This is a genomic window from Streptomyces violaceusniger Tu 4113 (genome assembly GCF_000147815.2).
GTDB lineage: Bacteria > Actinomycetota > Actinomycetes > Streptomycetales > Streptomycetaceae > Streptomyces > Streptomyces violaceusniger_A.
Window position 1 is genome coordinate 9,502,318 of the sequence record NC_015957.1, and the last position, 16,130, is coordinate 9,518,447.

The 16,130-nt window shown below is 69.6% G+C and carries 20 protein-coding genes and 1 tRNA gene; 6 read left to right on the top strand and 15 right to left on the bottom strand.

Translation table 11 applies throughout. The annotated features are described in order from the left end of the window. Positions 1-114 precede the first annotated feature (114 nt). Positions 115-2,457, top strand: a complete 2,343-nt coding sequence (locus STRVI_RS38825) for a transglycosylase domain-containing protein (RefSeq protein WP_014061035.1) — start codon at positions 115-117, stop codon at positions 2,455-2,457. 77 nt (positions 2,458-2,534) lie between these two features. On the opposite strand, the gene STRVI_RS38830 is transcribed toward STRVI_RS38825, so the two are convergent. Together STRVI_RS38830 and STRVI_RS38835 are read right to left on the bottom strand one after the other, a co-directional pair. Next, the gene (locus tag STRVI_RS38830) at positions 2,535-2,837 is read right to left on the bottom strand and encodes a GroES family chaperonin (protein WP_050994097.1); all 303 of its coding nucleotides are present in this window, start codon (positions 2,835-2,837) and stop codon (positions 2,535-2,537) included. A 148-nt stretch (positions 2,838-2,985) separates the two neighbouring features. After that, positions 2,986-3,348: a DUF3618 domain-containing protein gene (locus STRVI_RS38835; protein WP_014061037.1), complete on the bottom strand. Its 363-nt coding sequence runs from the start codon at positions 3,346-3,348 to the stop codon at positions 2,986-2,988. Positions 3,349-3,486: 138 nt separating this feature from the next. Here STRVI_RS38835 and bcp point away from each other — a divergent pair, with 138 nt between their 5' ends. After that, positions 3,487-3,954, top strand: coding sequence for a thioredoxin-dependent thiol peroxidase (gene bcp, locus STRVI_RS38840; protein WP_014061038.1), 468 nt, complete (start codon positions 3,487-3,489; stop codon positions 3,952-3,954). Between the two features lie 58 nt (positions 3,955-4,012). Continuing rightward, positions 4,013-4,096 (top strand) — tRNA-Leu (locus STRVI_RS38845). Positions 4,097-4,162: 66 nt separating this feature from the next. Here STRVI_RS38845 and rdgB read toward each other — a convergent pair. The 4 genes from rdgB to STRVI_RS38865 all read right to left on the bottom strand — a co-directional run bounded on the left by rdgB (position 4,163) and on the right by STRVI_RS38865 (position 6,437). Continuing rightward, the gene (rdgB, locus tag STRVI_RS38850) at positions 4,163-4,798 is read right to left on the bottom strand and encodes an RdgB/HAM1 family non-canonical purine NTP pyrophosphatase (protein ID WP_014061039.1); all 636 of its coding nucleotides are present in this window, start codon (positions 4,796-4,798) and stop codon (positions 4,163-4,165) included. Between the two features lie 23 nt (positions 4,799-4,821). After that, a complete protein-coding gene (locus tag STRVI_RS38855; protein WP_014061040.1) occupies positions 4,822-5,217 on the bottom strand; it encodes a hypothetical protein in 396 nt (131 codons plus the stop codon). 78 nt (positions 5,218-5,295) lie between these two features. Further along, positions 5,296-6,027 (bottom strand): ribonuclease PH, encoded by a 732-nt coding sequence (gene rph, locus STRVI_RS38860; protein WP_014061041.1) that lies wholly within the window; start codon positions 6,025-6,027, stop codon positions 5,296-5,298. Between the two features lie 128 nt (positions 6,028-6,155). Beyond that, positions 6,156-6,437, bottom strand: a complete 282-nt coding sequence (locus STRVI_RS38865; RefSeq protein WP_257789973.1) for a PTS glucose/sucrose transporter subunit IIB — start codon at positions 6,435-6,437, stop codon at positions 6,156-6,158. Between the two features lie 162 nt (positions 6,438-6,599). On the opposite strand from STRVI_RS38865, the gene STRVI_RS38870 reads away from it, so the two are divergent. Further along, positions 6,600-7,832 carry a PTS transporter subunit EIIC gene (locus tag STRVI_RS38870; protein WP_014061043.1) on the top strand — a complete coding sequence of 411 codons (1,233 nt, stop codon included), beginning with the start codon at positions 6,600-6,602 and terminating at the stop codon, positions 7,830-7,832. 70 nt (positions 7,833-7,902) lie between these two features. Here the strand turns inward: STRVI_RS38870 and STRVI_RS38875 are convergent, their stop codons facing one another. The 8 genes from STRVI_RS38875 to clpS all read right to left on the bottom strand — a co-directional run bounded on the left by STRVI_RS38875 (position 7,903) and on the right by clpS (position 13,520). Then, a complete protein-coding gene (locus STRVI_RS38875) occupies positions 7,903-8,655 on the bottom strand; it encodes an MBL fold metallo-hydrolase (RefSeq protein ID WP_014061044.1) in 753 nt (250 codons plus the stop codon). A 193-nt stretch (positions 8,656-8,848) separates the two neighbouring features. Continuing rightward, a complete protein-coding gene (locus STRVI_RS38880; RefSeq protein ID WP_014061045.1) occupies positions 8,849-9,799 on the bottom strand; it encodes a PLP-dependent cysteine synthase family protein in 951 nt (316 codons plus the stop codon). Beyond that, complete coding sequence (locus STRVI_RS38885) at positions 9,799-10,077, bottom strand: MoaD/ThiS family protein (protein WP_014061046.1); 279 nt, start codon at positions 10,075-10,077, stop codon at positions 9,799-9,801. The genes STRVI_RS38880 and STRVI_RS38885 overlap by 1 nt, the downstream gene beginning before the upstream one ends. Before the next feature lie 93 nt (positions 10,078-10,170). Then, entirely contained in the window at positions 10,171-10,287 is a 117-nt protein-coding gene (locus STRVI_RS56255; RefSeq protein ID WP_014061047.1) for a putative leader peptide, read from the bottom strand. 91 nt (positions 10,288-10,378) lie between these two features. Continuing rightward, positions 10,379-10,804, bottom strand: coding sequence for a Mov34/MPN/PAD-1 family protein (locus STRVI_RS38890; protein WP_014061048.1), 426 nt, complete (start codon positions 10,802-10,804; stop codon positions 10,379-10,381). A gap of 168 nt (positions 10,805-10,972) precedes the next feature. Beyond that, the gene (locus STRVI_RS38895; RefSeq protein ID WP_014061049.1) at positions 10,973-12,385 is read right to left on the bottom strand and encodes an amino acid permease; all 1,413 of its coding nucleotides are present in this window, start codon (positions 12,383-12,385) and stop codon (positions 10,973-10,975) included. 212 nt (positions 12,386-12,597) lie between these two features. After that, a complete protein-coding gene (locus STRVI_RS38900) occupies positions 12,598-13,209 on the bottom strand; it encodes a DUF2017 domain-containing protein (RefSeq protein WP_014061050.1) in 612 nt (203 codons plus the stop codon). After that, positions 13,209-13,520 (bottom strand): ATP-dependent Clp protease adapter ClpS, encoded by a 312-nt coding sequence (clpS, locus tag STRVI_RS38905; RefSeq protein ID WP_014061051.1) that lies wholly within the window; start codon positions 13,518-13,520, stop codon positions 13,209-13,211. Before clpS ends, STRVI_RS38900 begins: the two co-directional genes overlap by 1 nt. Before the next feature lie 83 nt (positions 13,521-13,603). On the opposite strand from clpS, the gene STRVI_RS38910 reads away from it, so the two are divergent. Next, entirely contained in the window at positions 13,604-14,947 is a 1,344-nt protein-coding gene (locus STRVI_RS38910) for a nicotinate phosphoribosyltransferase (RefSeq protein ID WP_014061052.1), read from the top strand. A 71-nt stretch (positions 14,948-15,018) separates the two neighbouring features. Further along, positions 15,019-15,603: a nicotinamidase gene (locus STRVI_RS38915; protein ID WP_043237238.1), complete on the top strand. Its 585-nt coding sequence runs from the start codon at positions 15,019-15,021 to the stop codon at positions 15,601-15,603. Between the two features lie 106 nt (positions 15,604-15,709). Here the strand turns inward: STRVI_RS38915 and STRVI_RS38920 are convergent, their stop codons facing one another. Further along, positions 15,710-16,024, bottom strand: a complete 315-nt coding sequence (locus tag STRVI_RS38920; protein WP_014061054.1) for a hypothetical protein — start codon at positions 16,022-16,024, stop codon at positions 15,710-15,712. Positions 16,025-16,130 lie beyond the last annotated feature (106 nt).

Below are 16,130 nucleotides of genomic sequence, written 5' to 3' on the forward strand. Positions count from 1 at the left end.
GCCCGGAACGGATGATGCGACAGTGTTTTATCGGGCGTACGACGCGAATCGCCCGACCGTGCACGATCCTGCCGCCGTGCAACCCTCGACGGCGGCCGAGGAGTCTCAGGAGACATGAGCGACGAGCCCCAGTTGATCGACGGTGGCGCGGCCGGAACGGGTGCCCGGCCCGGCATCGACGATGGCAACCACGACACGCCGCACCGCGCGGACGGCCTCCCCGCAGGCAGACCGGCCAAGGGCAGAAAGGGCCGTCCCCAGCGCACCGGATGGCGCCGGCTGCTGCCCACCTGGCGCATGGTCCTCGGCGGCTTCCTCCTGATCGTCCTGCTGATCGCGGGCGGGCTCGTCACCGGCTATCTGCTCGTCGACATCCCCCCGGCGAACAGAGCCGCCATCGCCCAGAGCAATGTCTTCCTCTACTCCGACGGCTCCCAGCTCGCCCGCGAGGGCAAGGTCAACCGGGAGAACGTCCAGCTCAGCCAGATTCCCAAGCGGATCCAGCACGCGGTGCTGGCTGCCGAGGACCGGGACTTCTACTCGGAGTCGGCCATCAACCCCGAGGCGATGGTCCGGGCCGCCTGGAACACCGCCACCGGCAAGGGCAAGCAGTCCGGCTCCACCATCACCCAGCAGTATGTGAAGAACTACTACCTGGACCAGGAACAGACGGTCACCCGCAAGGCCAAGGAGTTCTTCATCGCGATCAAGCTGGACCGGGAGGTGAGCAAGGACAAGATCCTCGAGGGCTACCTCAACACCAGCTACTTCGGGCGCAACGCCTACGGCATCCAGGCCGCCGCCCAGGCGTACTACGGCAAGGACATCGGCGAGCTCGACACCGCCCAGGGCGCGTATCTGGCGACCCTGCTGAACGCCCCCAGCGCCTACGACGTCGTCGCCCATCCGCAGAACAAGGGGCGGGCCACGGCCCGCTGGCACTACGTCCTGGACGGCATGGTCAAGAAGGGCTGGCTGACCCGGGCCGACCGGCAGAAGATGACCTTCCCCGCGCCCTCCGACGCCAGGGTCGCCTCGGGCATGTCCGGCCAGCGCGGCTATCTCGTCGAGGCCGTGGAGGACTACCTCACCAGCAACGGGATCATCGACGAGCAAACCCTGGCGCGCGGCGGCTACCGCATCACCACCACGATCGACAAGAAGAAGCAGGACGCCTTCGCGGCGGCCGTGCGCGACCGGCTGATGAGCAAGCTCAGCCCGAAGGACCGCAAGGTCGACCGCTATGTGCGCGCGGGCGGCGCCTCGATCGACCCGAAGACCGGCAAGGTGGTCGCGCTCTACGGCGGGATCGACTACACCAAGCAGTTCGTCAACAACGCGACCCGCCGTGACTACCAGGTGGGATCCACGTTCAAGCCATTCGTCTTCACCTCGGCGGTGCGCTACGGGTCCACCACCCAGGACGGTCAGACGATCACCCCGGACACCCTCTACAACGGCGACAACAAGCGCGAGGTCGTCGGCCCGGAGGGGCCCACCGGCTACTCCCCCGCCAACGAGGACGACGTCGACTACGGCGACATCGACGTCACCACGGCCACCGACAACTCGGTGAACTCGGTGTACGCGCAGATGGCCCAGGACGTCGGCCCCGCCAAGGTCAAGCAGACCGCCATCGACCTGGGCGTCCCCAAGAACACCCCCGATCTGCACGCCTCCCCCTCCATCGCGCTCGGCCCCGCCACCGCGAGCGTGCTGGACATGACCGAGGCGTACGCGACCCTCGCCAACCACGGCGAGCACGGCAAGTACGGCCTGGTCGAGGAGGTCACCAAGGACGGTGCGCGGGTCAGTCTCCCGGACCGGGAGAACCGGCAGGCCATCCCGCGCAGCGCCGCCGACACCACCACCTCGATACTGCAGAGCGTGGTCGACGGCGGCACCGGCACCGCCGCCCAGGCCGCCGAGCGCCCGGCGGCGGGCAAGACCGGCACCGCGGAGGAGGACAAGGCCGCCTGGTTCGCGGGCTACACCCCGGATCTGGCGACCGTGGTAGCGGTGATGGGCCAGGACTCCAATACCGGCGTGCAGAAGCCGCTGTACGGGGCGACGGGCCTGGAGCGGATCAACGGCGGCGGCTATCCCGCCGAGATCTGGGCGCAGTACACATCGGGCGCGCTGGACGGCAAGCCACCGGCCGAGTTCGATCTGCGGCTGGAGGACGGGGCGAGCGCCCCCGACGGCTCCCAGCCCGGCCAGCAGCCTCCGGGCTCCCCGCCGCCGGTGGTCACCACTCCCCCGACCGACGCCCCGCCGGACACCTCGGTCCCCACGGCGCCGACCGACACCCCGCCGACGCTGCCCACCACGCCCCCGACCATCCCCACCCCGCCGACGGACATCCCCACCGGGGGGCCGACGACCGAGCCGGGACCGGGCGGGCCGGGTGATCCGGGTGGCGATCCGGGCGACCCAGGGGGGCCGGTGGGCGGCTGAGACCGCGGACCGCGAACAGCGGAGGGTGGTGACGGATACCGTCACCACCCTCTGTCATGTCCGATGCCGCGGTGTCCCTACAGGTAGAGCCCCGTGGAGTCCTCCGCGCCCTCCAGCCGCTCGGCCGCCACCGCGTGCAGATCGCGCTCCCGCATCAGGACGTAGGCGACCCCGCGGACCTCGACCTCGGCCCGGTCCTCCGGGTCGTAGAGCACCCGGTCACCGGGCTCCACGGTCCGTACGCTCTGCCCGACCGCGACCACCTCGGCCCAGGCCAGCCGCCTGCCGACCGCCGCGGTGGCGGGGATGACGATGCCGCCGGACGACCGGCGCTCGCCCTCCGGAATGTCGGTGCTTACCAGCACACGGTCGTGCAGCATCCGGATGGGCAGCTTGTCATGGGTCGTGTTCGCACTCACGCCATGACCGTACCTGGCCGGACGGCGCGATGACGCCTCAGGGCCGGTGCGGGCCGCCTTCGCTCAGCGGTGCCGGCCGCCTTCTCAGCGGTGCCGGCCGGCCCTTCGCTCAGCGGCGCCGCTTGGAGCACCACGAGGAGCGGGACGCCTTGGCGGACCGGGAGGACCTCGCCGAGAGGGCGAGCAGCCCGACCAGCCCGGCCACGGCGAGCGCCACCGGCACGATCCGCTCCATGCGGGGCCGGCCCTCCTCCGACACCAACTGGGCCCGCACGCCCGCCACCGCGCGGTTGGCGGACACATAGGCCCGCCCGGCGGTCCGGTCCACCGCCGACGCCGCCTTCGCCTTCGCGTCCCCGATGATCGTCTTCGGGTGCATCCGCACCCCGATCTCGTCGAGGGTCACGGCGAGCTCCTGCCGCCTGCGGGCGATGTCCGCCTCGATCTGCGCAGGGGTCCTGGCATCCGACACCGCGCTGCCTCCGTCAGTCTCGATGATTCGTGATGGACAGTCTGTCAGCTCGCCCTCCTCCCCGCTCCACGGCACCCCCGGACGGGAAGCTGGCTAATGTCGGGTACGTACCCCCGACGCCACGAGGAGCACCAGACCATGAGCGAGCGACTGCAGCCCGGCGACACCGCCCCCGCCTTCACCCTCCCCGACGCGGACGGCAAGGAGGTCTCGCTCGCCGACCACGCCGGCCGTAAGGTGATCGTCTACTTCTACCCCGCCGCCCTCACCCCCGGCTGCACCAAGCAGGCGTGCGACTTCACCGACAACCTCGCCTTCCTGGCCGGCCACGGCTACGACGTCATCGGCATCTCCCCCGACAAGCCCGAGAAGCTGGCCAAGTTCCGCGACCAGGAGGACCTGAAGGTCACGCTCCTCGCCGACCCCGCCAAGGAGACCCTCGATGCGTACGGCGCCTTCGGCGAGAAGAAGCTCTACGGCAAGACGGTCATCGGCGTGATCCGCTCCACCGTCATCGTCGACGAGCAGGGCAAGGTCGAGCGCGCCCTGTACAACGTGAAGGCCACCGGCCACGTAGCCAAGATCATCAAAGACCTGGGGCTGTGACGGACCCGGGGCTGCCGCCCCGGACCCCGTTCACCAGGCAGTACCATGACCGTGCCGAGCGGCCGTGATGGAATTGGCAGTCATGCTGGGTTTAGGTCCCAGTGGGGTAACTCCCGTGAGGGTTCGAGTCCCTCCGGCCGCACGCCGCGCGAACGCAGGCCCGGCCCGCCTCATCGCGGGCCGGGCCTGCGGCGTCCTACGGGGCCGCTCACCCCAGGAGTTCGCGGACGATCGGGGCGATGGCGCGGAACGCCTTGCCGCGGTGGCTGATGGCGTTCTTCTCCTCGGGGTCCAGTTCGGCACAGGTGCGGGTCTCGCCGTGGGGCTGGAGGATGGGGTCGTAGCCGAACCCCCCGCCGCCCACGGGCTCATGACGGAGCGTGCCGGTGAGCCGGCCGGAGACGACGCGCTCGGTGCCGTCGGGGAGGGCGAGGGCGGCGGCGCAGGCGAAGTGGGCGCCACGGTGTTCGTCGGGGACGTCGGAGAGCTGGGCGAGCAGCAGGTCGAGATTGGCGCGGTCGTCGCCGTGCCGGCCCGACCAGCGGGCCGAGAAGATGCCGGGCGCGCCGCCGAGGACGTCCACGCAGAGGCCGGAGTCGTCGGCGATGGCGGGGTGGCCGGTGGCCCGGGCCAGGGCGTGGGCCTTGAGGAGGGCGTTCTCCGCGAAGGTCACGCCGGTCTCCTTGACGTCCGGGACCTCCGGATAGGCGTCGGCGCCGACGAGTTCGGCATCCAGGCCGGCCTCGCCCAGGATCGAGCGCAGTTCGGTGATCTTGTAGGCGTTGCGGGTCGCGAGGACCAGACGGCGGGGGTGCGGGCGGTGTCCCTCAGTGTGTTGCTGCATAACTCTCGATTATCGAGGGGAGGTCAGGGCGAGCAGACACCGGTCAGCTCGCCCGCCGCGTCCCTGACCGGAGTCATATCGGGGTGCTTGCCGCTGTCCACGGACTTCTGGACGTTGTCCAGGGCCTTCTGGAGGTCGTCCACGGCCTTGCCGACGTCCGCGCTGTCGGTGCGGTCGCCCACCTTGCCGATGTCCTTGTCGAGGGCGTCCAGGATCTTGTCGGCGTCCTGCGGATTGACCGCGGCGCCGGTCAGGGCGTCCTGGAGGTCGTCCACGTCGTTGGATATCTCGACCGCGAGCTGGGCGCAGTCGAGGGCTTTCTCCACCGCGCTGCAGCCGACGGTGACCGGCACGATGAGCGCGACGGCGGCGAGAGCGGTGACGGCGGTGGTACGGCGGTGACGGTGGCGCGGCGCCATGGAAGGGTCCCTCCCCGGGAACGGTGCTGGTACCTGACTAAACGCCGGGCGCCGCGCGACGGTTGCTCGCTGCCGCCGTCACATCTCCAGGGCGAGCGCCGCGCGCTGGATTCCGGCCAGGGTCTCGCAGCCCGCCACGGCGAGGTCCAGCAGCCCGTTCAGCTCCTCGCGGGCGAAGGGCTCGCCCTCCGCCGTGCCCTGCACCTCGACGAAGCGTCCGTCACCGGTACAGACCACGTTCATGTCGGTCTCGGCGCGCACGTCCTCCTCGTAGCAGAGGTCGAGCAGGGGGATTCCGCCGACGATGCCGACGCTGACGGCGGAGACGGTGCCGGTCAGCGGCTGCCGGGTGGCCTTGATGAGCTTCTTGCCCCGGGCCCAGCCGATGGCGTCGGCCAGGGCCACATAGGCGCCGGTGATGGCGGCGGTGCGGGTGCCGCCGTCGGCCTGGAGGACATCGCAGTCCAGGACGATGGTGTTCTCGCCGAGCGCCTTGTAGTCGATCACCGCGCGCAGCGAGCGGCCGATGAGACGGGAGATCTCATGGGTCCGGCCGCCGATCTTGCCGCGGACGGACTCGCGGTCGCCCCGGGTGTTGGTGGAGCGCGGCAGCATCGCGTACTCCGCGGTGACCCAGCCCTCGCCGCTGCCCTTGCGCCAGCGCGGCACGCCCTCGGTGACGCTCGCGGTGCACAGGACCCGCGTATCGCCGAAGGAGACGAGGACCGAGCCCTCGGCATGCTTGCTCCATCCGCGCTCGATGGTCACGGGTCGGAGCTGGTCGGGGGTGCGGCCGTCGATACGAGACATGAGATGAGCCTATCGGCATCGCGGAGGCCCCCGGTCCGCGTCCGGCGAGGGCCCCGCTCCCGGGGGACGGCGCTCCGGGCCCGGATGGTCACCTCAGGTCTCGGAAGGTCACATCAGGTCTCGGAAGGTCACATCAGGTCTTCGATCTCGGCGGCGACGGGGTCCGCGTCGGCACCGATGACCACCTGGATCGCGGTGCCCATCTTCACCACGCCATGGGCACCGGCGGCCTTCAGGAGGGCCTCGTCGACCAGGGCGGCGTCCTTGACCTCGGTGCGCAGGCGGGTGATGCAGCCCTCGATCTCGACGATGTTGTCGATGCCGCCGAGCCCCTCGACGATCTTGTCAGCCTTGGTGGCCATGTTCGCTCCTGTCGTCCTGCTGTCCGCGTGGTGTCCGCGCTGCGGCAAATGGTCTACACCATTATGCGGGTGAGGAAGTCACTCGTCACTTGGAACGATAGATTCCTTTAGCGGATCCCTACGTGCTACAACAGGTCTACACCACATGTGGTTTAGACCATAGCGCGGGCCGTCCCTCCCCTGAGAGCCCGCCTCACCAGGAGGAATCCGATGAGTACGGCCACCGCGCCGGCCGCGCCCGCCCAGAAGCGGGGTGCCGGTCTGATCAAGGGTATGCAGAAGATCGGGCGCAGCCTCCAGCTCCCCGTCGCCGCTCTGCCCGCCGCGGGCATCCTGAGCCGGCTCGGCCAGGACGACGTCTTCGGCAAGACGGGACTCGGCTGGAACAAGCTCGCGGAGATCTTCGCCCACGCGGGCGGCGCGCTCTTCGACAACCTGGCCCTGCTCTTCTGCATCGGCGTGGCCATCGGCTTCGCGAAGAAGTCGGACGGCACCACGGCCTTCGCGGGCCTGGTCGGCTTCCTCGTCTACAAGAACGTCCTGACCGGCTTCGTCAGCGAGGTGACCGGCAAGCCGGAGGACCCGGGCGTCCTCGGCGGCATCGTGGTCGGCCTGACCGCCGCGGTGCTGTGGGAGAAGTACCACCGCACCCGGCTGCCGGACTGGCTGGGCTTCTTCAGCGGCCGCCGCTTCATCCCGATCCTGATGTCCTTCGCGGGCGTGATCTACGGCGTGCTCTTCGGGTACCTCTGGGGCCCGATAGGCGACGGCCTCAACAACTTCTCCGAGTGGCTGTCGTCCAATGGCGCGGTCGGCTCGGGGATCTTCGGTGTGGTCAACCGGCTGCTGATCCCGGTCGGCATGCACATGCTGCTGAACTCGTTCGCCTGGTTCCAGTTCGGCGACTTCAGCTCCGGCGGCCAGACCTGGCACGGCGACATCGCGCGCTACTTCCACGACGACCCGTCGGCCGGAATGTTCATGACCGGCTTCTTCCCGATCATGATGTTCGCGCTGCCCGCCGCCGGTCTGGCGATCGCGCACTGCGCCCGTCCCGAGCGGCGCAAGGCCGTGATGGGCATGATGATCTCGGTCTCGCTGACGGCGTTCGTCTGCGGTGTCACCGAGCCGATCGAGTTCTCGTTCATGTTCATCGCGCCCCTGCTGTACGGCATCCACGCGGTGCTGACGGGCCTGTCCATGGCGCTGACCTGGGCACTCGGCATCCGCAGCGGCTTCACCTTCTCCGGCGGGCTGTTCGACTATCTGCTGGGGTGGTCGCACAGCGAGAGGGCCTGGATGCTGATCCCGATCGGGCTGGCGTTCAGCGTCGTCTACTACGTGGTCTTCCGCTTCGTGATCACGAAGTTCAACATCCCGACGCCGGGACGAGAACCGGAGGACTCCCTGGACGACGCCGCGGTGGCGGACGCCAAGAAGTAGCCACCGAGCGTGCAAGACGGCGAAGCGCCGGGCTGGTCCTCCAGCCCGGCGCTTCCGCGTTCACCGCCCGTTACACCTCGTAGACCGCGCCCGCCTTGGCCAGCTCCACCGGGCCGCCGAAGACCGCCTGCGCGTCGCGCTGGTTGATCTGGGGGTCCGTCCACGGCGGGATGTGGGTGAGCACCATGCTCCCGACCCCCGCCCGCAGCGCGTGTTCACCCGCCTGGCGGCCGTTGAGATGCAGCTCCGGGATGTCCTCCTTGCCGTGCGTGAAGGCCGCCTCGCACAGGAAGAGGTCGCCGCCCCGGGCCAGGTCCACCAGGGCCTCACAGGGGCCCGTGTCGCCCGAGTAGACCAGCGAGCGGCCGCCGTACTCGATCCGGAAGCCGAACGCCTCCACGGGGTGGCAGACGCGCTCGGCGCGGATGGTGAAGGGGCCGATGTCGAAGCTGCCGGGCGTCAGGGTGCGGAAGTCGAAGACCTCACGCATCGACTTCTCGTCGGGCAGATCGTCGTACGCCTGGACCAGCCGCCGCTCGGTGTCCTCGGGGCCGTAGACGGGGATCGCCTCGGCGCGGCCACCGTCGTGCCGGTAGTAGCGCGCGACGAAGTATCCGCACATGTCGATGAAGTGATCGGGGTGGAGATGGGACAGCAGTACAGCGTCGAGGTCGTAGAGACCGCAGTGGCGCTGCAGCTCGCCAAGGGCGCCATTGCCCATGTCGAGGAGCAGCCGGAAGCCGTCGGCCTCTACGAGGTAGCTCGAGCAGGCCGATTCCGCGGACGGGAACGACCCTGAGCATCCGACGACGGTGAGCTTCATGAAGCAGGAACCTCCTTGAGGGGTCCCCATGCCGAAGGCCATGGGCGGTGCGGGGGGTCATGCGGTGCCCACGAGCGTAAGGCGCAAAAGCCCAGGCAGCTCCTCCACGGGCCCGCGTTGTGGGCGGAATCACCAGGACGGAGCCGGGTGGCGCCCGGCCATGCCCCCCCCGCCGGCCGATCGGCCCGAAGGGCTACGCCCAGAGCTGGCCGTGCAGCGTCGCGATCGCCTCCTCGGTGGTGGCCGCCGTGTAGACACCGGTGGACAGGTACTTCCAGCCACCGTCGGCGACGATGAAGACCACATCGGCGCTCTGCCCGGCCTTGACCGCCTTACCGGCGACACCGAGGGCGGCGTGCAGCGCGGCCCCCGTCGACACGCCCGCGAAAATGCCTTCCTGGGCGAGGAGTTCCCGGGTGCGGGTCACCGCGTCCTCGGAGCCGACGGAGAAGCGGGTGGTCAGCACGGACTCGTCGTACAGCTCGGGGACGAACCCCTCGTCCAGGTTGCGGAGTCCGTAGACGATGTCGTCGTAGCGCGGTTCGGCCGCGACGATCTGGACGTCCGGCTTGTTCTCGCGCAGGAAGCGGCCGACGCCCATCAGGGTGCCGGTGGTGCCCAGGCCCGCGACGAAGTGGGTGAGGGAGGGCAGGTCGGCGAGGATCTCGGGGCCGGTGGTGGCGTAGTGGGCACCGGCGTTGTCCGGGTTTCCGTACTGGTACAGCATCACCCAGTCCGGGTGCTGCTCCGCCAGCTCCTTGGCCACCCGGACGGCGGTGTTGGAGCCGCCGGCGGCGGGCGAGGAGATGATCTCCGCGCCCCACATGGCGAGGAGCTGGCGCCGCTCCGCGCTGGTGTTCTCCGGCATCACGCAGACGATGCGGTAGCCCTTGAGCTTGGCCGCCATCGCGAGCGAGATACCGGTGTTGCCGGAGGTGGGTTCGAGGATGGTGCAGCCGGGGGTCAACCGGCCGCCCTTCTCGGCCTGTTCGATCATATGGAGCGCGGGACGGTCCTTGATCGAGCCGGTCGGATTGCGGTCCTCCAGCTTGGCCCAGATCCGTACGTCGGAGGAGGGCGAGAGCCTCGGCAGCCGGACGAGCGGCGTATTGCCGACCGCTGCCAAGGGGCTGTCGTACCGCATCAGTGGCTTCCGCCTGCGACGGCGGGGAGAATCGTCACGCTGTCGCCGTCCGCGAGCTTGGTGGAGATGCCGTCGAGGAAGCGGACGTCCTCGTCGTTCAGATAGACGTTGACGAAGCGGCGCAGCTCCCCGCCGTCGATCAGGCGCTCCTGGATCCCGGCGTGCCGGGTCTCGAGGTCGGTGAAGAGCTCGGCGAGCGTGGTCCCGCTGCCCTCGACCGCCTTCTGGCCGTCGGTGTAGGTGCGGAGGATGGTCGGGATGCGGACCTCGATGGCCATGTCTGGGCTCCTGTCGGAGGGCGGGGTGGTCTCCCGGGCCGGAGCGGCCGGGAGGGCGTCGTCGAAGGGCGTCGGGGCGTCTCGGGCGCGCGCTCAGGCGGCCACGGCGCGGCGCGGACACATCGCGCTGGCGAGCCGGCACAGGTCGACGTGGAGCCGCGCCACGAGCAGCATGCCCGGCGTCTTCTCGCTCACGTCATCGAAAACCATGGACTCATCGTATCGATTCCCGGTCCGGGCTCCGGTAGGTAATCCCGTGATACGGACGGGTAACGACCGAGATACGAGACGTGCAGGTCAGTCAGCCGCCCGGGACGATCTCGACCTCTTCCTCGGTGACCTCGCCGTCCACGATCCGGAAGGACCGGAACTGGGCGGGACCCTCGTCATTGCCGCATTCCGCCGTGGAGACCAGGACGTAGTGGGCACCGGGCTCATTGGCGTAAGAGATATCGGTGCGGGAGGGGTACGCCTCGGTGGCGGTGTGCGAGTGGTAGATGACCACCGGCTCCTCGTCCCGGTCGTCCATCTCGCGATAGAGCTTGAGCAGGTCACCCGAGTCGAACTCGTAGAAGGTGGGCGAGCGGGCCGCGTTCAGCATCGGGACGAACCGCTCGGGGCGGCCGCTTCCGGCCGGGCCCGCGATCACGCCGCAAGCCTCGTCGGGGTGGTCCGCGCGGGCGTGCGCGACGATCTTGTCGTGGAGCGCCTGGGTGATGGTCAGCATGAGCACACAATAGGAAAGAAAAAGGGGGCGGCGCGCAGGGGGCACCTCCCGGACGAAGTTTGGGGGAGCCCCGGTTGAGGGTGGCGGCGGGAGACGGGCGGGCTCCGGACAGTGGTCCGGAGCCCGCCTGCTGAGATACGGCGCCCGAAAGGCGATACGGCTTACGGCTTACTTGCGCGCGTACTCCGGCTCGGCCTCGGCGTCGGCACCCGGCCGGCCACCCTCGCGCGACTTCAGCATGAACCAGCCGATCACCAGGAGGACGGCCCAGCCGGCGCCCACGTACAGACAGACCCGGGCGTCCTTGTCGTACGCGATCAGGCCGGTCACGATGATCAGGAAGATCAGCGCCACCCAGCTGAAGACGGCGCCGCCCGGGGCCGGGAAGGACGAGGCCGGCAGCCGGCCGGAGGTCACGGCCTTGCGGTACTTGATATGACTGAGCAGGATCATCGCCCAGGCCCAGATGCCCGCGGCCGTGGCCACCGAGGTGACGTACTCGAACGCCTTCTCCGGGACGACGTAGTTGAGGATCACGCCGATGCCCATCAGCAGCACCGAGACGGTGATGCCGATGGCCGGGGTCTTCCGGGAGTTGAGCATCCCGAAGGCCCGCGGGGCCTCGTTGTTGGCGGCCAGGCCGCGCAGCATCCGGCCGGTGGAGTACATCCCGGAGTTACAGGAGGACAGGGCCGCGGTGAGCACGACGAAGTTGACGATGCCGGCCGCGAACGGGATTCCGATCTTGGAGAAGGCATGCACGAAGGGGCTCTCGCCGGCCGAGAACTCGGTCCACTTGACGACGGCGAGCAGCACCACCAGGGCACCGACGTAGAAGATGATGATGCGCCAGGGCAGCGTGTTGATCGCCTTGGGCAGGGTCTTCTCGGGGTCCTCGGACTCGCCCGCGGTGACGCCGACCAGCTCGACGGCGAGGTAGGCGAACATCACACCCTGGAGGGTCATCAGGCTGTCGCCGATGCCGTGGGGGAAGAACCCGCCGTGGGACCAGAGGTTGGAGGCGGCCGCGGTGTCACCGGCGTCGGAGAAGCCAAGGGTGAGCACGCCCAGGCCGATGACGATCATGCCGATGATCGCGGTGACCTTGACCATCGAGAACCAGAACTCGACCTCACCGAAGATCTTCACCGAGATCAGGTTGACGCCGAACAGCACCACCAGGAAGACCAGGGCGCTGACCCACTGCGGGATCGAGGGGTACCAGTAGTTGATGTAGATGGCGGCGGCCGTGAGCTCGGCCATGCCGGTCACCACCCACATCAGCCAGTACGTCCACCCCGTGACAAAGCCGAAGAACGGGCCGAGGAACTCCCGGGCGTACTCCGCGAAGGACCCGGAGACCGGGCGGTAGAGGAGCAGCTCACCGAGCGCTCTCATGATGAAGAAGATGACCACGCCCGCGAGGGCGTACATCAGGATGATGCTCGGGCCGGCCTTGGCGATGTTCGCACCGGCGCCCATGAACAGGCCGACGCCGATGGCGCCACCGATTGCGATCATCTGTACCTGGCGACTGCCCAGGCCGCGCTCATAGCCCTCTTCAGGAGCCGCTGAGGTCATATTGCTGCGCCTTTCTCCCTGTGGCGGCTGGCTGGCGATCGTGAAGATTTACCACGACCGCAACGCTGATCGACTGAGCCGCGTGTGGTGCACACCACAGGGAGAAGCGGACAAAAGTTATGTCGCGCAATAAAATTCACAACCGCAGTGATGCGATCGTTATCCGGAGTTGAGCATCCTCTAAACGAACACTCAGTAATCGCCGGAGGGAGTTATTCCGGCATCAGGGTCTCGACGAGGGTCTCCTGCAGCCCGCCGAGCCAGAAGTACGCCATCACCATCGGCTTGCGCGGATCGGAGTCGGGCAGCCGCAGCAGGTCACCGCCGTCGTCCTCGTCGGTGACCTCCAGCCGGGCCCCGATGGCCAGCCGCAGGTCGTTCAGGGCGGTCAGCCAGTGCCGGGCCTTCTCCGGCGCCAGCTCCAGCACGCCCGGGGCCCCGGCGGACGCCCCGGAGGCCAGCGAGTCCAGGTCGCGCACCACCGTCAGGGCGTCGTCGCGCTTGCGCGCCCGCAGGTCGTTCTCGGTGAAGCGGCGGAACTCCGCGGACGCCTCCCGCGCCGTCTTCTCCTCCCGCGGCCCCAGCTCCTGGTCCGGGGCGCGGTAGGCGTCCGGGAACAGCCGGGCCAGCGCGGGGTCGGCCGGCGGCTTGCTGGGGCCGTCGGCGAAGAGCGCGTCCAGGGGGTCACCGCCCTCGGCGGGCTGGTCGCCCGGGCCGATCAGCTCGGCGAGCTGCATGGCCAGGCTGCGCAGAATGGAGATCTCGACCTCGTCCAGCGAGAGGGCGGCACCGCCGCCGGGCAGCGGCTCGAAGCGTCCCGACATCAGCGCTCCTGCTGGAGGGTCGCCCACAGGCCGTAGCCGTGCATCGCCTGCACGTCGCGCTCCATCTCCTCGCGGCTGCCGCTCGAGACGATCGCGCGGCCTTTGTGGTGGACGTCGAGCATCAGACGGTGCGCCTTGTCCTTGGGATAGCCGAAATAGCTCTGGAAGACGTAGGTCACATAGCTCATGAGATTGACGGGGTCGTTGTGCACCACCGTCACCCAGGGAACGTCGGGCTCGGGCACCGACATCGGTGCTTCACGGGTTTCGGGACGTTCGATCTCCACGGGCGCGACACTCACACGTCCCATGCTGCCACCCGGCACCGGCCGCCGCATAAACCGGCACCCAGATCTCGTCAGTCTGACGAGTACGGGAGGTAGCATCGTCAACCATGGACACTGCGGACTTGGGACTGCCGGTGGACGTGCCGTCGACCGCACTCTTCACCGACCGGTACGAACTCACCATGCTGCAGGCCGCGCTGCGGGCGGGCACCGCCGACCGCCGCTCGGTCTTCGAGGTATTCACCAGGCGCCTCCCCGAGGGCCGCCGCTACGGTGTCGTCGCGGGCACCGGGCGGGTGCTGGACGCCGTCGAGAACTTCCGCTTCGACAGCGACGTCCTGGACTTCCTCGCCCAGCAGCGCATCGTGGACGAGCCGACGCTCACCTGGCTCGCCGACTACCGCTTCCGCGGCGACATCTGGGGCTACCCGGAGGGCGAGGTCTACTTTCCCGGCTCGCCGATCATGCGGGTGGAGGGCACCTTCGCCGAGGCGGTGCTGCTGGAGACGGTCATCCTCTCCATCTTCAACCACGACTCCGCGGTGGCCGCCGCCGCGTCCCGGATGTCCACCGCCGCCGGCGGCCGGCCGCTCATCGAGATGGGCGCCCGCCGCACCCATGAGCTGGCCGCCGTCGCCGCCGCCCGCGCCGCCTACGTCGGCGGCTTCGCCACCACCTCCGACCTCGCGGCCGGATTCCGCTACAACATCCCCACCGTGGGCACCAGCGCCCATGCCTTCACCCTGCTGCACGACAGCGAGCGGGACGCCTTCACGGCGCAGGTCCAGGCGCACGGCAGCGGTACCACGCTGCTCGTGGACACCTATGACGTCGCCGAGGCGGTGCGCACCGCCGTGGAGGTGGCCGGCAAGGACCTGGGCGCCGTAAGGATCGACTCCGGCGATCTGCTGCTGCTCGCCCACCGGGTGCGCCAGCAGCTCGACGAGCTGGGCGCCAAGAACACCAGGATCACGGTGACCAGCGATCTGGACGAGTACGCGATCGCCTCGCTGGCCGCGGCCCCCGTGGACGCGTACGGGGTCGGCACCCAGTTGGTCACCGGCAGCGGCCACCCCACCTGCTCGATGGTCTACAAGCTGGTCGCGCGGGCCGGTTCGGACACCCCGGACAGCCCGGACGCACCGCTGCTGCCGGTGGCCAAGAAGTCCATGGGCTCGAAGTCCTCCGTGGGCGGCCGCAAATGGGCGGCGCGGCGGGTGGACGAGCACGGTGTGGCCGAGGCCGAGGTGGTCGGCACCGGTACGGCCCCCGAGGAGCTGGCAGGCCATCAACTGCTGGTGGAGCTGGTGCGCGGCGGCGAGATCGTGGGCCGGGAGCCGCTGGACGCGGCGCGGGACCGGCATATCGCGGCCCGGGCCGGGCTGCCGCTGTCGGCGACCCAGCTCTCGCGCGGGGAGCCGGTCCTGCCCACCGAGTACCTGCCGGCCTGAGGCGCGTCATGAGGGGCAACACGGGGCATGCCCACTGCCGCAATCGACGCGGATTGTCTACCCTCGGTGACATGCACCGGGCACTGATCGTCGTCGACATCCAGAACGACTTCTGCGAGGGCGGAAGCCTCGCGGTGACGGGGGGCGCGGATGTCGCGGCCGCGATCACCGATCTGATCGGGGAGGCGACGCCCGGTTACCGCCATATCGTCGCCACGCGTGATCACCACATCGCCCCGGGCGATCACTTCTCGGACAACCCGGACTACGAGCACACCTGGCCGGTGCACTGCGTCGCGGGCACCGAGGGTGTCGGGTTCCACCCGAATTTCGCGCCCGCCGTCGCCTCCGGCGCGATCGAGGCGGTCTTCGACAAGGGCGCGTACCAGGCGGCGTACAGCGGTTTCGAGGGCATCGACGAGCACGGCACCTCGCTCGCCCAGTGGCTGCGCGAGCGGGAGGTGACCGAGGTGGACGTGGTGGGCATCGCCACCGACCACTGTGTGCGGGCCACCGCGCTGGACGCGCGCAGCGAGGGGTTCGCCACGCATGTCCTGCTGGACCTGACCGCGGGCGTCTCCCCGGCCACGACCGAGCGCGCCCTGGGGGAGCTGCGGGCGGCCGGGGTCGAGCTCAGCGGCAAGCCGGTCGTCTGAGGGCGCAGGAGGCGCTCTGGGCGCCTCCCAGCCGCCCTGGCGGCCCCTGCGGCCGCCCTCCGGGCCCCGGCGCTACGAGGGCCCCGGGGCTACGAGGGCCCGGGCGCTACGAGGCCGGGGCCGACGGTCTGAGCAGAGCGGCGATCGGATGCCAGAGCTCCCCTCCCCGGTCCGGCGCGGTGCGCCAGACCAGCCCGTCGGGATGGTGCAGCACCGCCGTCACCTCATCGGGTGTCGGCGGGGCCATATTGCCGCGCAGGTAGACGGCGCGAAGCCCGAGATTGCGCAGCCTGGTCAGGGCGCGCTGGCGGTTCATGGCGTGTACCAGGACGCGGACGCCGCCCTCGCCCAGCGGGCTCGGCAGCGTCAGTGCGACCACCACGCTGCCGCCGGGCAGCTTGGTGAATCCTCCGTTGGCCATTGCGGGTCATGTCCCCCGTGAGACGTCGTGTCAACAAGTTGGTCGTAGGGGCATCTAAACGCGAACGGCCGCCGCCCGCTAGGGGGCGACGGCCGCTGCCGCTCTG

What these genes read in the sequence shown, in the direction of transcription:
- rdgB (WP_014061039.1), bottom strand. Translation starts at nt 4,798, where the DNA reads ATGCAGCAACACACTGAGGGACACCGCCCGCACCCCCGCCGTCTGGTC.
- STRVI_RS38855 (WP_014061040.1), bottom strand. Translation starts at nt 5,217, where the DNA reads ATGGCGCCGCGCCACCGTCACCGCCGTACCACCGCCGTCACCGCTCTC.
- STRVI_RS38830 (WP_050994097.1), bottom strand. Translation starts at nt 2,837, where the DNA reads ATGCTGCACGACCGTGTGCTGGTAAGCACCGACATTCCGGAGGGCGAG.
- STRVI_RS38920 (WP_014061054.1), bottom strand. Translation starts at nt 16,024, where the DNA reads ATGGCCAACGGAGGATTCACCAAGCTGCCCGGCGGCAGCGTGGTGGTC.
- STRVI_RS38890 (WP_014061048.1), bottom strand. Translation starts at nt 10,804, where the DNA reads ATGCTGACCATCACCCAGGCGCTCCACGACAAGATCGTCGCGCACGCC.
- STRVI_RS38885 (WP_014061046.1), bottom strand. Translation starts at nt 10,077, where the DNA reads ATGGCCATCGAGGTCCGCATCCCGACCATCCTCCGCACCTACACCGAC.
- clpS (WP_014061051.1), bottom strand. Translation starts at nt 13,520, where the DNA reads ATGGGACGTGTGAGTGTCGCGCCCGTGGAGATCGAACGTCCCGAAACC.
- STRVI_RS38825 (WP_014061035.1), top strand. Translation starts at nt 115, where the DNA reads ATGAGCGACGAGCCCCAGTTGATCGACGGTGGCGCGGCCGGAACGGGT.
- rph (WP_014061041.1), bottom strand. Translation starts at nt 6,027, where the DNA reads ATGTCTCGTATCGACGGCCGCACCCCCGACCAGCTCCGACCCGTGACC.
- STRVI_RS38880 (WP_014061045.1), bottom strand. Translation starts at nt 9,799, where the DNA reads ATGCGGTACGACAGCCCCTTGGCAGCGGTCGGCAATACGCCGCTCGTC.
- STRVI_RS38915 (WP_043237238.1), top strand. Translation starts at nt 15,019, where the DNA reads ATGCACCGGGCACTGATCGTCGTCGACATCCAGAACGACTTCTGCGAG.
- bcp (WP_014061038.1), top strand. Translation starts at nt 3,487, where the DNA reads ATGAGCGAGCGACTGCAGCCCGGCGACACCGCCCCCGCCTTCACCCTC.
- STRVI_RS38900 (WP_014061050.1), bottom strand. Translation starts at nt 13,209, where the DNA reads ATGTCGGGACGCTTCGAGCCGCTGCCCGGCGGCGGTGCCGCCCTCTCG.
- STRVI_RS56255 (WP_014061047.1), bottom strand. Translation starts at nt 10,287, where the DNA reads ATGGTTTTCGATGACGTGAGCGAGAAGACGCCGGGCATGCTGCTCGTG.
- STRVI_RS38910 (WP_014061052.1), top strand. Translation starts at nt 13,604, where the DNA reads ATGGACACTGCGGACTTGGGACTGCCGGTGGACGTGCCGTCGACCGCA.
- STRVI_RS38870 (WP_014061043.1), top strand. Translation starts at nt 6,600, where the DNA reads ATGAGTACGGCCACCGCGCCGGCCGCGCCCGCCCAGAAGCGGGGTGCC.
- STRVI_RS38895 (WP_014061049.1), bottom strand. Translation starts at nt 12,385, where the DNA reads ATGACCTCAGCGGCTCCTGAAGAGGGCTATGAGCGCGGCCTGGGCAGT.
- STRVI_RS38875 (WP_014061044.1), bottom strand. Translation starts at nt 8,655, where the DNA reads ATGAAGCTCACCGTCGTCGGATGCTCAGGGTCGTTCCCGTCCGCGGAA.